Origin of the sequence: Actinomadura sp. 3N508 (assembly GCF_044326375.1) — a bacterium.
Lineage (GTDB): Bacteria > Actinomycetota > Actinomycetes > Streptosporangiales > Streptosporangiaceae > Spirillospora.
Genome location: NZ_JBIRAX010000002.1, coordinates 818,060 through 831,781, shown reverse-complemented (window position 1 = coordinate 831,781; position 13,722 = coordinate 818,060). Strand labels below are relative to the sequence as shown.

Below are 13,722 nucleotides of genomic sequence, written 5' to 3'. Positions count from 1 at the left end.
CCGAAAGTGGGCTGGAACGGGCTTTTCGCCGCCCATGATCACTCTCCGGCCGGACTGTGATACCGAACACCACAGGCCCGAACCACCATTGTCGGATGCCCGTTACTCACTGTTGCGGCGCTTTGGGGGAAAGGCGCGGCATCATGGCAACTCCCCCTCGAGTGGAGGACGGCGCGTTCCACACCCCGCCGCGCGCCGTCGAGGCAGGTCCCACAGGTCCCCCTGGACGGAGTGCCATGTCAGCTGATCAGGCGAATACCCCGCAAAACATGCGGGAACAGACCGCGGTGCCAAGGCCGCGCAATGAACCGTCTCCCGCCAGACGCGACGAGGGTAGAGCCGTACCGGCGCCCAAACCGACGATCCGCAACGTCGCCGAACGCGCCGGCGTCTCGAAATCACTCGTCTCCCTCGTGATGCGAGGGTCACCCCATGTGAGCGAAAGGCGGAGACAGGCCGTCCTACAGGCCGCGCGCGAGCTGGGTTACCGCCCGAACGCCGTCGCGCGAAGCCTCGTCGAAGGCCGCACCAGGCTCATCGGCGCGATCGTCGCCGACCTGCACAACCCCTTCTTCGCCGAGTTCCTCGACGGGCTCCAGGAGAGCCTGCACGGCGCCGGCCTGCGGATGCTGGTCGGCAGCGGCCGCTGGGATCCGCTGTTCGAGGCGGAGGCGGTCGAGGCGTTCCTGGAGATGCGGGTGGACGGGCTGGTACTGCTCAGCGTCGTCCCAGAGTCGCTCAAGGAGGCCGCGGCGAGCGTCCCGGTCGTGGTCGTCGGTGAGCGCGACGTCGTCGGTGTCGACATCGTCGTGGACGACGACGAGCTCGGTGCGAGCCTCGCCGTCGACCATCTCGTCGAGCTCGGGCACCGGCGGATCGCGCACATCGAAGGGGCGCGCTCCACCACGGCCCGCTACCGCCGCGACGGGTACGAGAAGGCGATGCACCGGCACGGGCTCGCCGACGAGATCGTCGTCGAGCCCGGCGACTTCACCGAGGACGGAGGCTACCGCGCCGCCCGCGCGCTGCTGCGCCGTGACCCGCGCCCGACCGCCATCTTCGCGCCCAACGACCTGGTCGCGACCGGTGCGCTGTCGGCGGCCGACGAGCTGGAGATGCGGGTGCCGGCACAGCTGTCGATCGTGGGGTACGACAACACCCACCTCGCGGCGATCCGGCACATCTCGCTGACCAGCGTCGACCAGCCCCGCAGGGACATGGGACGGGTGGCCGCCGAGATGCTGACCGCGCGCATCGGCGACCCGTCCCGGGTGGCCCGGCAGAACCTGGTCGTCCCGCACCTGGTGGTCCGTTCGACGACGGGGCCTGCTCCCACCCTGTGAGCCCCGGTCACAGGGCGTAGACCCCCCGCCTCGAATCGCTCCCAAGGTTCGACCCACCCCACAGCGGCCGCCGTGGCCGTTCCCGGCCATGCGCCTGGAACGTTGGCGACGGCCGGTCTTCCGGCGTGCCCGCGTACGGCCGGGTGGGTGCACCCGCGTACGCGGGCACGTCCGGCGGCGTACGCCGGGTGCGTGCGGCGTGTTGGGCGGTGTGCCTGCGTGCGTCGGATAAGAACCGGTCTGCGGTAGGTAAGGGGCAGGCCAAGACTGCCGCATTCCCCGGCCCGCGCCCCGTCCCCGGCGGGTTAATGGACTCACCGTAAGGCGGGTGGGGCCGGGCGGCCTGAAGGTCCGGGTGGCCTAGAGGGGAGGCCGCCCGGGCGAGACCACCGGGAGGGCCCCGGACCCGCCGGACGGACACAGTCCACTAGGGGGTTCAGTCGTGCGTGATCCGGAACTGGTGTCGTGCGCGCAGCACGCGGCGAGCGAATTGGAACGCGCGTGGTCGGAATGGCGGCACGCGCGGGGGCTGGCCGAGCAGGTCTCGGAGTCCGTGGCCAGCTATGTCGCCCATTCGATCGATCACCCGTGGGGCCGTCCCCGCGTGGTCCTCGGCCTGGACGCGGACGAGGCGCGTGCCCTCGCCGCCCTGCTGGGCAAGGACGACGACCCGCTCACCTGACCGCCGGGTTTCGCGGACTTCGTTTGACGAACCCTCGGCGGTGTGCAGACTGTCAGGGTCCGATCGGTAACGAAGTCATCACGGAGGAACGGCCGGTGCGCATCCATCGAGGCGGTCTCGCGACCGCCGGTCTCGCGCTGTGCCTCGGCGCGCTCGTCGCGTGCGACGCCTCCGCCGATCCGCAGGGTGACGACGGCGGGACGGTGAACCCGCCGACCGCGACAGGCCGGGCTTCGGGTGCCCCGGAGGACGGGACCGACCCGGCGTCCGGCGGCGGCCCGTCCGCGCTGGACGGCAAGGTGATCGTCATCGATCCCGGGCACAACGGCGGCAACGCGCGCCATCCGGCCCAGATCAACAAGCAGGTCAAGATCGGCAACGGCAGCAAGGCGTGCGACACGACCGGCACCAGCACCGCGGCCGGTTACGGCGAGCACGCGTTCACCTGGGACGTCTCCAACCGGCTCGCGAAGCTCCTGCGGGCGAAGGGCGCCAAGGTCACGCTGACGCGCAAGGACGACAAGGGCGTCGGCCCCTGCATCACCGAGCGCGCGGCGATCGGCAACCGGCTCAAGGCCGACGCGTCCGTGTCGATCCACGCGGACGGGTCGTCGGCGTCCGGGCACGGGTTCCACATCATCGAGCCGCTCGCCGTCCCCGGGAACGCCGCGATGGTGCCGCGGTCCGCGAAGCTGGGCAAGGCGCTGCGCGACTCCTACCGCGCGGGCACCGGCATCCCGTACTCCAACTACCTCGGCAAGGACGCCATCGACCGGCGCGACGACCTCGGCGGCCTCAACCTGTCGACCGTCCCGAAGGTGTTCATCGAGTGCGGCAACATGCGGAACAAGGGCGACGCGGCCAAGCTGTCCAGCGCGCCGTTCCGCCAGCGCATCGCCGAGTCCCTGGCCAAGGGCTTCGAGGCGTACCTCCGCTGACCTTCGCCCTCCGTTGACGTTCGCCTTCGGTTGAGCTTCGCCCCGGCCCCCGGGCGGGCAGGATGGGCGGGTGGCTGATCTTCTTCGCGTGCGCGAGCTGCTGACCGGGGCCGGCTACACGGTCGCGGGGGTGCGGGAACTGCTCGGGCCCGTCGCGGGCGGTGCGCTCGCGCGGGACGAGATCGTCCCGGCGCTGCGGGCGACCGGTGGCGGCTCGCCGCTGGAGACCCTGACGCGGCTGTTCTGGTTGCAGGTGCCCGTGGACGCGCCGTCGATCCGGGCGGACGATCTCGTCGCGGCGGGCTTGGTGGAGGCGTCCGGAGGGGAGCTGCGGGCCCGGCTCCGGGTCGAGCCGGTCGAAGCGGTCGCGGACGGGGGCGGGCATGCCGGGTATGTCGTGTCCGATCTCAAGGTCCGGCCGGGGAGCGGGGGCCTCCCGGCGGCGGATCATGTGGTGGGTGCGGGCGGCGCGTCCGGCAACCTGGCGCGGCTGGTTATCCACAGGGCTGTGGATAACGTGCTCGATGTCGGGACGGGATGCGGCGTCCAGGCGGTGCACGTGGCGAGCCGCAATCCGGGGGCGCGCGTCACCGCGACGGACGTCAATCCGCGGGCTCTCGATCTTGCCGGGATGAGCTGCGCGCTGTCCGGCACGCCGGAGGGTGCGGTCGAGTTCCTTGAGGGCTCGCTGCTGGAGCCGGTCCACGGGCGCCGGTTCGATCTGATCGTGTCGAATCCGCCGTTCGTCGTCGCGCCGCCGGGGGACCGCCGCTTCACCTACCGCGAGTCCGGCCTACCGGGCGACGACTTCTGCCGGCGGCTGGTCGCCGAGGCTCCAGAGCACCTCACCGACGGCGGATATTGCCAGCTCCTGGCGAATTGGCTGCATGTCGAGGGCGTTCCCTGGGAGGAGCGTGTCGGGTCGTGGGTGGACGGGTGCGACGCGTGGATCGTCCAGCGGGACGTCCAGGATCCGGCGGAATACGCTGAGTTGTGGCTCCGGGATTCCTGCGAGGCGGGAACGCCGGAGTACCGCGCCCGGTACGAGGCGTGGCTCGACCACTTCGAGCGGAACGGCGTCACCGGGATCGGGTTCGGATGGATCACGCTCAGGCGGGGCGGGAGCGGCGCCGTCCGGGTCGAGGAGGTGCGGCACGCCGTCGATCAGCCGGTCGGCGCCTACGTCCCGGACGTCCTTGACGGCTTCGTCAAGGGCAAGGAGTTTTCCACAGCCTGTGGACAGACGGTGAGTGCGGTGCCGGGTCTCGTCCAGGAGCAGATCGGCCCGCCCGGCGCCGAAGATCCTGAGCGGATCGTGCTGCGCCAGACCGGACGCCTCCGCCGCGCCGCCGGTGTCGGGACGGTCGAGGCCGCCCTCGCGGGCGTCTGCGACGGCTCGCTGCCCCTCGACCCCCTGCTGGACGCCATCGCACAGCTCACCGGCATGGACCCCGAGCAGGTCCGCGCGCATGCCGACGCCGTCCTGCCCGCACTGATCGCCGACGGGTTCTTCGCGGTGGTCTAGCGCGGTCAGCGGCGGGCTTCGGGGAGGGTGCGGAACGCGCTCTCGCGAAGGCGACGGGACAGGGCGCGGTTCACGCGGTGCGCCCAGAAGGGGCCGCCGTAGATCATGCCCGTGTACGCCTGGACGAGGGTCGCGCCCGCGCGGACGCGTTCCCACACGTCATCGGCCGACTCGACACCGCCGACCGAGATCAGCACGAGCCGGTCGCCGGTGCGGGCGCGCAGCCGGCGCAGGACGTCGAGGGAGCGGTCCTTCAGCGGCGCGCCCGACAGCCCGCCGGTCTCCTTCACCAGGGCGGGCGGGCTGAGCAGGGCGTCGCGGGCGATGGTGGTGTTGGTCGCGATGATGCCGTCCAGGCCGAGGTCGACGGCGAGGTCGGCGACCGCGTCGATGTCGTCGTCCGCCAGGTCCGGCGCGATCTTGACGAGCAGCGGGACGCGGCGCGCGGGCGACGACCGGTCGGCGGCCTCGCGCACGGCGGTCAGCAGCGGGCGGAGATGCTCGACGGCCTGGAGGTTCCGCAGGCCGGGCGTGTTGGGGGAGCTGACGTTGACGACGAGGTAGTCCGCGTACGGGGCGAGCCGCCCGGTGCTCGCCACGTAGTCGGCGGCGGCCTCGGCCTCCGGGACGATCTTGGTCTTGCCGATGTTGACCCCGATGACCGTCCGGCCGGGGCCCCGGGTGCGCAGCCGGTGCGCGGCGGCCTCCGAGCCCGCGTTGTTGAAGCCCATCCGGTTGATGACCGCCCGGTCGGGGGCGAGGCGGAACAGCCGCGGGCGCGGGTTGCCGGGCTGCGGGCGTCCCGTCACGGTGCCGATCTCGACATGGCCGAACCCGAACGCGCCGAGCGCCTCGTAGGCGACGGCGTCCTTGTCGAATCCGGCGGCGAGGCCGAGCGGGGACGGGAAGTCCAGCCCGAGCGCGCGCACGGCCAGCGCCGGGTCGCGGGGCGCGAACAGCCGCCGCAGCAGCGGCGCCGCGCCGGGCACGGCCTGGACCGCGCGGAGCGCGCGCAAGGTCAGGTGGTGGACGGTCTCCGCCGGGATCCGGGAGATGACCAGTGCGAACAGGAGTCGGTACATCGTCCGCAAGTATCTCAGCCGCCCGCGGCGGGGCGACGATCAGCGTCCGCGGAAGGTGCGGCGGAGCTGGAGGCGGACGTCCCGGCCCGCGTCGCGCATCGTCCGGCGGGCCGCCCGGACCGGCTCGCTGACGCCGACCCGCCAGGTCTCGCGCATGCCGCGGCCGATCGGGCGGAGCACGCTCACCTTGACCCAGCGCGCGGGCGCGACGATCAGGACCCGGGTCGGAACGACGACGAACGTCCGCCACAGCCACCGCAGGACGCGGGCGGCGAGCCGCCACGTGCCGACGAATCCGGCGACGATCGGCGCCAGCAGATACCGCCAGACCGTCCGGGCGGGCAGGACGATCAGGACGCGGACCAGCCACGCCAGCCCCCGGCCGATCAGCCGCCACGACCACACGAGCGTCGCCGCGAACGCGCGCCATCCGGCCGCGAGCAGGCCGTCGATCGCGCCGAGGAACGAGAGGGTGCCGCGTCCCAGCCAGGCGAGGCCGCGCCAGATGCCCCGGGCGAGCCAGGCGAGGGCGGCCAGCGGCGGCCGCAGGACGTACCGCCACAGCAGCACGAGCGGCATGATCACGAGCACGCCGATCAGCAGCCCGATTCCCTTGGCCAGCAGGACGAACCCCTGGCCGATGAGGGACAGCAGCCAGAGCAGGCCGCGGCCGAGCGCCTGGAGCGGCGTGAGCAGGAGCAGGTTCAGGAGCCAGGCCAGGCCGCGTCCTACGAGGGCGAAGAAGCGTCCGACCGGGGCGATCAGCCAGCGGTAGATCCAGCGCAGGAAGCCGAGGATCACGACGACGGCGAGCCACCGCAGCGGCCGGACGATGAGGAGGTGAAGGAGCCGTCCGATCGGGGCGATCAGCCAGCGGTAGAGCGCGAGGCCGAAGGCGCCCAGCATCCGGCCGATGAGCCGGGCGAGCCATCCCGGCGCCCGCATCAGACCGTTCCACACCGCCCGGACGGCCCGGGCGGTCACCACGACGAGGTCGTGGACCAGCCGCAACGGGACCAGCACGATCAGCGCGATCACGCGCGCCGGGACCACGATCCACGCCGGACCGGCCGGGCCCGCCGGGGCAGCCGGCCGCGCCGGGGCGGGCTGCCGGTTCTTGCTCAGGTTGATCGGGGCGTCCGCGGGGGAGTCGTCGCCGGTTGTCACTAATGCCTGCCTTGCGAACCGTCGATGGAACAGCTGTGCATCTGACCCGGCCCGCGGGCTGCCGGTTCCGGGGGGTTGAACCCGATCCGAGGGATTCACCGTACTGCTCCTCGATCCGGGCGAGCGGTGCGGCGGCTCGACCGGGATCGGACGTAGGGGACCTCGAACCAGAGCCGGGACCCGGACGACACGGAGGACCAACGACGATGAAGATCCCACGATGGGTGATTCCCGCTGCAGCCGCCCTGACCGCGTCCGGGCTGGTGCTCACCGCATGCGGGCAGGAGAACGGCGGGAAACAGCAGAACGCCGCGGGCACCCAGGGGCAGGCCCCGGCCGACCCGTCGGCGGACCCGTCCGCCGAACCGGTGCCCGAACCGACCTCGCTGGAGGTCGCGAACTTCACGCGGCTCGGCAAGGTCGTCACCGACGGGGACGGCAGGACGCTCTACCGGTTCGACAACGACACGGCCCGTCCGCCCGCGTCGACCTGCGCGGACGACTGCGCCAAGGCGTGGCCGCCGGTCATGGCGACCGAGGCGGCGCCGGAGGTCGACGGCGTGAAGAAGTCGCTGGTCGGCAAGGTCAAGCGGCCGGACGGCCAGTGGCAGGTCACGCTCGGCGGGTGGCCGCTGTACCGGTACGCCAAGGACGAGAGCCTCGGCGACGTGAAGGGGCAGGGCGTGGGCGGCACCTGGTACGCCGCGTCCCCGACCGGGACGAAGGCCGCCCCGGCGAAGCCGCAGACCGACGACCGCTGGAAGGGCTGGACGGTCGTCAAGGCGAGGACCGACCCGAAACTCGGCCTCATCCTGACGGACGGCAACGGCCGCACGATGTATCGCTTCGACAAGGACACCGACAAGCCGCCCACCACGAACTGCTTCGGCGCGTGCAAGAAGGCGTGGCCGCCGGTCATCTTCAGGAGCTGGAAGAAGCTCAAGGTCGAGGGCGTCGACCGGAAGCTGGTCGACTTCATCGAGCGCAAGGACGACGGCAAGTGCCAGCTCACCATCAACGGCTGGCCCATGTACTACTACGAGAAGGACGAGCAGCCCGGTGACGTGAACGGTCAGGGCGTCGGCGGCGTGTGGTGGGCCACGACGCCCGAGGGCAAGCGCGCCGCCGTCACCGGCTCGGGTCAGGGCTCGGGTTCGGGCAACGGCAACGGCAACGGTGGCTACGGCAACGGAAACGGCAATGGGAACGGCGGCGGCTACGGGACGGGTGGAGGCTACTGAGCAGCACCCGTCGCGCTAGCCGCCCCACGGGCGAAGGCGCGGAGGGCTCGCGGGTCGGTCGGGGTTCGCGATCCTCCGCGCCTTCTTGGCGGCCGTGCACGGAGATATGGCCGGATGGATAGGTGTTATCAACTGTCGCCGTGCCAGGTGGCAGAACGTCTTGTGGCTCGCCCGCTGAAATCCATTACCAGCGCGTTCACCCGGCCCCGGAATAGGCACGTCACACAATGCTCCGTGGCGGTGCGCCGGGTGGCTCGGTGCAAGGTGGCATTCTGCCCGCTCACACGCGGATAATGCCTTTTCGGTGGCCTTCTTAGGTGCCATCCTGAAGGCGACTCAGCCGAGTCTAGCCGATCTCAAGGGTCCATTCGGGGTGGGACGCCATGACAGTTGTTCCGGCACTGGAACCATCGGCACATGACGATCACGCGTCCGGCGGCTCCGGCCCGTCCGGTCGGCTGCTTTTCCCCGCTGCTGGCCATCGACATCATGGGCTACAGCGCCCGGACGCCCCGTATGCAGTTCGAGGCCCAAATGGATCTGCTGGCCGCGATGGAGGTCGCGGCGGACGAATCCGGGCTGGACCGGGAACGCTGGACGCAGCAGGTCAGCGGTGACGGCGAGCTGGACGTCTTACCGGGAGACGACGACATCGTCACGGTCGTCGGCCGCTACGCCCCCGCCCTTGAACGCGCGCTCGCCGCGACCAACCGCACGGCCGCTCCCGATCGCCGCCTGCGCGTGCGGCTCGCGCTCCACCACGGTGCCCTGATCATGGGGCCGGAGGCGTTCTTCGGCCGGCCGGGGACGCGCCGGTGGTCGTGAGCCGGCTGCTCGACGCCCGCCCGCTGCGCCGTTATCTGGTCGTCCATCCGGAGCGGAACGTCGCGCTCATCGTTTCCGACCAGATCTTCCGTGAAGTCGTCTGCAGCGGCTTTTGCGCATTGCCGCCCGCGCACTTCCATCTGATCCGGACGACCATCAAGGGAATCCTTTACCACGGCTACATCTACGACCCCGGTTGAGACGACGAGATTCGGCTATTAAAGAGCGGCTGGATTCCGTGGTTTCGAGTGCGGCGACGTGCGCCTTCCACAGTGTTGATCAAGGAGCGCTTCTGTGATAAGAGCGCATGTCGGGACGTGTGAAGCGATTGTTACGCGCGGGACACGGTCTCTTTAGATCACTCTCTGGATCTCGACAGTCACCGAATCCGGTGATCGAATGGGGACGGAACCGCCACGGACGCGGCCCGGCGAAGTGTCGCACCTGGTGGGAGGCTTCGGGAGGCCCGATGGTCGGACCAGTCGGACGAATCGGACACGTCGCAAGAGCCGCGCGAGCTGCGGGAACCGCAGGGGCCGCGCGAACCGCAGGAGCCGCGCGGATTGCGCGGGCGGGGCCGCTGCGGGCCGGAGTCGCGCTGGCGCTGCTGGCCGGAGGGGTGACGGCCTGCGGGGGCGGCGGCGGGATCCCCGCCCTGAACTGGTACATCAACCCGGACAACGGCGGCCAGGCGAAGATCGCCGCGGCGTGCACTAAGGCGGCGGGCGGCAAGTACCGGATCAAGACCGCGCTGCTCCCCAGCGACGCGAGCGGGCAGCGCGAGCAGCTGATCAGGCGGCTCGCGGCCAAGGACTCCGGCGTCGACCTCATGAGCCTTGACCCCGTCTTCGTGGCGGAGGCCGCGAACGCCGGGTTCCTCCGTCCGTTCACCGCGAGCGAGGCGGCGCCGCTGACCGAGGGCGTCTTCGAGTCCGCGGTGCAGAGCTCCACCTGGGAGGACAAGCTCTACGCGGCGCCGTTCTGGGCGAACACCCAGCTCCTCTGGTACCGCAAGTCCGTCGCGCAGAAGGCGGGCATCGACCCGAAGGCCCCCGACTTCACCTGGGACAAGCTGATCGACGCCGCCGTCCGCACCAACACCACGATCGGCGTGCAGGGCAACCGGTACGAGGGCTACATGGTGTGGATCAACGCGCTCATCGCGTCCGCCGGCGGCCGGATCATCAGCGACGCGGAGAAGGGCGACGAGGCCACCATCGAGATCGACTCCCCGGCAGGGCGGCAGGCCGCCGCGATCATCGGCAAGCTGGCCAGATCGACCGCCGCCGGCCCGACGCTGTCGACCGACATCGAGGAGCAGTCCCGGGCGACGATCAACGGCCCGCGCGGTGGCTTCCTGCTGAACTGGGGCTACGTCTGGCGCGCGGAGAAGGGCGACGCCGAGGCGGGCGCCATCGACAAGCGGATCGTCGACGACCTGGATTGGGCGCGCTATCCGCGGGTGAACCCGCAGCAGGAGAGCAAGCCCCCGTTCGGTGGCATCGAGATCGGCGTCAGCGCGTACGGGAAGCACCGCAACGACCTGGCGATAGAGGCGGTCCGCTGCATCACGTCCCCGGCGAGCATGAAGCAGTACATGCTCGACGAGGGCAACGTCGCCGCCCGTCCGGCGATCTTCGACGATCCCGACATCGTCAAGGAGTTCCCGATGGCCCCGCTGATGCGGGACTCCATCGCCGCCGCCGAGCCCCGTCCGGCCACGCCGTACTACGCGGACGTCTCCGGCGCCATCCAGAACCGCTGGCACCCGCCCGCGTCGGTGCGCCCGGACACGACGCCGCGCGAGTCCGCCCGGTTCATCCGCGAGGTCCTGCGTGACAAGGCCCTGCTCTGAGGCCCCGACGGCTTTAACGGAGGTGTTCGGATGACAACCGTCGAAACGGCGCCGAAGAGCGGGCGGCCGGCCAAGCGCGCGGAGATCTCCGACCGGGAACGGGGGGAGCGCCGGCTGGGGCTGCTGCTGTCCGCGCCCGCGGTGGTCGTGATGCTGCTGGTCACCGCGTATCCGCTGGGCAGCGCCCTGTACCAGTCGCTGTTCAGCTACCGGCTCACCGCGCCGGACGACCGGCGCTTCGTCGGCCTCGGCAACTACGCGACCGCGCTGACCGACCCGCTGTTCTGGCAGACCGTCCTCACCACCCTGATCATCACGGTGCTCACGGTGGGCGTGGAGCTGGTCATCGGGTTCGGGCTCGCCGTGGTCATGCACCGGGCGGTGTTCGGGCGCCGGACGGTCCGGACCGCGATCCTGCTGCCCTACGGCATCGTCACGGTCATCTCGGCGTTCGCGTGGAAGTACGCGTTCGACGTCCAGTCCGGGTTCGTCAACTCGTGGTTCGGGCTCGGCGACTACGCCTGGTTCTCCGACCGCTGGGCCGCGCTGTTCGTGATCGTCCTGTCGGAGATCTGGAAGACGACGCCGTTCGTGTCGCTGCTGCTCCTCGCCGGGCTCGCGCAGGTCCCGCGCGACCTGGGGGAGGCGGCGACGGTGGACGGCGCCACCGCGTGGCAGCGGCTCAGGCGCGTCACGATTCCGAACATGAAGGCCGCCATCCTCGTCGCCGTGCTGTTCCGCACGCTCGACGCGTGGCGGATCTTCGACAACGTGTTCATCATGACGGCGGGCCAGGAGAAGACCCAGGTGCTGTCGTTCCTCACCTACCAGCAGATCATCACCCGGACGGCGCTCGGTCTCGGCAACGCGGTCGGCGTGCTGCTGTTCCTGTCGGTGGTGCTGATCGCGGCCGTGTTCATCAAGGGGTTCCGCGTGGATCTTTCCCAGGTGCGAGGTGATCGGTGATGGAGACGGCACGCTCGAAGACGCTGTGGATCGTCGCGTCGCTGCTGATCCTGGTGTGGACGGCGTTCCCGATCCTGTGGATCGTGATGCTGTCGTTCAAGACGCCCAGCGAGATCGGCAACGTCCAGGGTTTCTTCCCGCAGGACTGGACCTGGCAGAACTACGAGACGGTCTTCAAGACCGACCTGTTCACCTCCGCGCTGATCAACTCGATCGGCATCTCGCTGATCGCGACGTTCGTTGGGGTGGTGTTCGCGACGCTGGTCGCCTACGCGATCGCGCGGCTCGAGTTCCCCGGCAAGAAGCTGATCCTGTCGTTCGCGCTGGCTATCGCGATGTTCCCGGTCGTGTCGCTGGTCGGGCCGCTGTTCGACCTGTGGCGCAACATCGGCCTGTACGACACCTGGCCCGGCCTGATCATCCCCTACATCTCGTTCGCGCTGCCGCTGGCGATCTGGACGCTGTCGGCGTTCTTCCGCGAGATCCCGTGGGAGATGGAGCAGGCCGCGCAGGTGGACGGCGCCACCTCCTGGCAGGCGTTCCGGAAGGTGATCGTCCCGCTGGCCGCGCCCGGGGTGTTCACCGCCGCGATCCTGACCTTCTTCTTCTGCTGGAACGACTTCGTCTTCGGGATCTCGCTGACCTCGACCGACCGGGCCAGGCCCGTGCCGGCGGCGCTGGCGTTCTTCACCGGGGAGTCCTACTTCGAGCAGCCCACCACCGCGATCTGCGCGGCCGCCGTGGTCGTCACGGTCCCGGTCGTCATCGTCGTCCTGGCGTTCCAGCGCCGCATCGTGGCCGGGCTGACGTCCGGCGCCGTCAAGGGCTGAGTCCCAGGGAGCCCGTCCGAGGAGAGCAATGGCCGCCATCAGCATGAAGAACATCGTGAAGAAGTACGGCGACGGCTTCCCGGCCGTGAACGACGTGTCCCTGGACGTCCGGGACGGCGAGTTCATGATCCTGGTCGGCCCGTCCGGCTGCGGGAAGTCGACGCTGCTGCGGATGATCGTCGGGCTGGAGGACATCACGTCCGGCGAGATGCGCATCGGCGAGAAGGTCGTCAACAAGGTCGCGCCGCGCGAGCGGAACCTGTCGATGGTCTTCCAGAACTACGCGCTGTACCCGCACCTCACCGTGTTCGAGAACATCGCGTTCCCGCTGCGCCTCGCCAAGACGCCGGACGACGAGGTGCGCCGCCGCGTCAACGAGACCGCCGAGACGCTGGAGCTGACCGAGCATCTGAACCGGAAACCCGCGAACCTGTCCGGCGGGCAGCGGCAGCGCGTCGCGATGGGCCGCGCGATCGTCCGGCAGGCGGACGCGTTCCTGTTCGACGAGCCGCTGTCGAACCTGGACGCGAAGCTCCGCGGCCAGATGCGCACCGAGATCTCCCGGCTGCAGAAGCGGCTCGGCGTCACGACCGTGTACGTCACGCACGACCAGACGGAGGCGATGACGCTCGGCGACCGTGTCGCGGTGCTGCGCACGGGCGTCCTGCAGCAGGTCGGGAGCCCGCGCGAGCTGTACGAGGAGCCCGTCAACCTGTTCGTGGCCGGGTTCATCGGGTCGCCGTCGATGAACTTCCTGCCCGCGTCGGTCGACGGCGCCTTCCTGGAAACGCCGCTCGGGCGCTTCGAGGTGCACGACGAGCGCAAGGTCGCCGCCGCCGGCGACCTCGACGTGGTGCTGGTCGGGATCCGTCCGGAGCACTTCGAGGACGCGTCGCTGGTGCCCGAAGAGAAGAAGCCGCACGGCAGCATCGTCCGCGCGCGGGTGGACGTGACCGAATGGCTGGGCAACGAGCAGTACGCCTACGTCCCGTACGAGGCGCCCGCAGATCTCGCCGCGCAGCTCCGCGCCCTGTCCCGCGAGCTCGACAGCGACCAGCTCCGCACGCAGGCCGTCGTGGCGCTGGACGCGGCCAGCGAGATCAAGCCGGGGCGGGAGGCGGAATTGTGGATCGACACGTCCAGAATTCACATTTTCGACCCGTCCACCGGGGAGAACCTCACCCGCGACGAGGAACGCGTCGCACAACTGGACCGCATTGCGGAAGAGTCCCGAGACGCACAACGCGAGGCCCAGCGGAGCTGATACC

At 70.4% G+C, this 13,722-nt stretch carries 13 protein-coding genes; 11 read left to right on the top strand and 2 right to left on the bottom strand.

The features are described 5' to 3' along the window. Positions 1-236: 236 nt before the first annotated feature. The 4 genes from ACH34S_RS10020 (at position 237) to ACH34S_RS10005 (ending at position 4,488) form a co-directional block, all read left to right on the top strand. A complete protein-coding gene (locus ACH34S_RS10020; protein ID WP_395952211.1) occupies positions 237-1,343 on the top strand; it encodes a LacI family DNA-binding transcriptional regulator in 1,107 nt (368 codons plus the stop codon). A gap of 442 nt (positions 1,344-1,785) precedes the next feature. Further along, positions 1,786-2,025 carry a hypothetical protein gene (locus ACH34S_RS10015; protein WP_395952210.1) on the top strand — a complete coding sequence of 80 codons (240 nt, stop codon included), beginning with the start codon at positions 1,786-1,788 and terminating at the stop codon, positions 2,023-2,025. Between the two features lie 101 nt (positions 2,026-2,126). Next, a complete protein-coding gene (locus tag ACH34S_RS10010) occupies positions 2,127-2,963 on the top strand; it encodes an N-acetylmuramoyl-L-alanine amidase (protein ID WP_395952427.1) in 837 nt (278 codons plus the stop codon). 70 nt (positions 2,964-3,033) lie between these two features. After that, positions 3,034-4,488 (top strand): methyltransferase, encoded by a 1,455-nt coding sequence (locus tag ACH34S_RS10005; RefSeq protein WP_395952209.1) that lies wholly within the window; start codon positions 3,034-3,036, stop codon positions 4,486-4,488. A gap of 5 nt (positions 4,489-4,493) precedes the next feature. Here ACH34S_RS10005 and ACH34S_RS10000 read toward each other — a convergent pair whose 3' ends face one another. Then, positions 4,494-5,570, bottom strand: a complete 1,077-nt coding sequence (locus ACH34S_RS10000; RefSeq protein ID WP_395952208.1) for a quinone-dependent dihydroorotate dehydrogenase — start codon at positions 5,568-5,570, stop codon at positions 4,494-4,496. A gap of 39 nt (positions 5,571-5,609) precedes the next feature. Then, positions 5,610-6,737, bottom strand: a complete 1,128-nt coding sequence (locus ACH34S_RS09995; RefSeq protein WP_395952207.1) for a hypothetical protein — start codon at positions 6,735-6,737, stop codon at positions 5,610-5,612. Between the two features lie 206 nt (positions 6,738-6,943). Between ACH34S_RS09995 and ACH34S_RS09990 the strand changes: the two genes are divergently transcribed. The 7 genes from ACH34S_RS09990 (at position 6,944) to ACH34S_RS09960 (ending at position 13,718) form a co-directional block, all read left to right on the top strand. After that, complete coding sequence (locus ACH34S_RS09990) at positions 6,944-7,978, top strand: hypothetical protein (protein ID WP_395952206.1); 1,035 nt, start codon at positions 6,944-6,946, stop codon at positions 7,976-7,978. Between the two features lie 417 nt (positions 7,979-8,395). Then, positions 8,396-8,803, top strand: a complete 408-nt coding sequence (locus tag ACH34S_RS09985; RefSeq protein WP_395952205.1) for a hypothetical protein — start codon at positions 8,396-8,398, stop codon at positions 8,801-8,803. Further along, positions 8,800-9,003: a hypothetical protein gene (locus ACH34S_RS09980; RefSeq protein ID WP_395952204.1), complete on the top strand. Its 204-nt coding sequence runs from the start codon at positions 8,800-8,802 to the stop codon at positions 9,001-9,003. The genes ACH34S_RS09985 and ACH34S_RS09980 overlap by 4 nt, the downstream gene beginning before the upstream one ends. Positions 9,004-9,422: 419 nt before the next feature. Continuing rightward, the gene (locus ACH34S_RS09975) at positions 9,423-10,658 is read left to right on the top strand and encodes an extracellular solute-binding protein (protein ID WP_395952203.1); all 1,236 of its coding nucleotides are present in this window, start codon (positions 9,423-9,425) and stop codon (positions 10,656-10,658) included. Positions 10,659-10,688: 30 nt separating this feature from the next. Then, entirely contained in the window at positions 10,689-11,624 is a 936-nt protein-coding gene (locus tag ACH34S_RS09970; protein ID WP_395952202.1) for a carbohydrate ABC transporter permease, read from the top strand. Beyond that, positions 11,624-12,454: a carbohydrate ABC transporter permease gene (locus ACH34S_RS09965; protein ID WP_395952201.1), complete on the top strand. Its 831-nt coding sequence runs from the start codon at positions 11,624-11,626 to the stop codon at positions 12,452-12,454. The genes ACH34S_RS09970 and ACH34S_RS09965 overlap by 1 nt, the downstream gene beginning before the upstream one ends. Positions 12,455-12,482: 28 nt before the next feature. After that, entirely contained in the window at positions 12,483-13,718 is a 1,236-nt protein-coding gene (locus ACH34S_RS09960) for an ABC transporter ATP-binding protein (RefSeq protein ID WP_395952200.1), read from the top strand. The last annotated feature ends 4 nt before the right edge of the window (positions 13,719-13,722 follow it).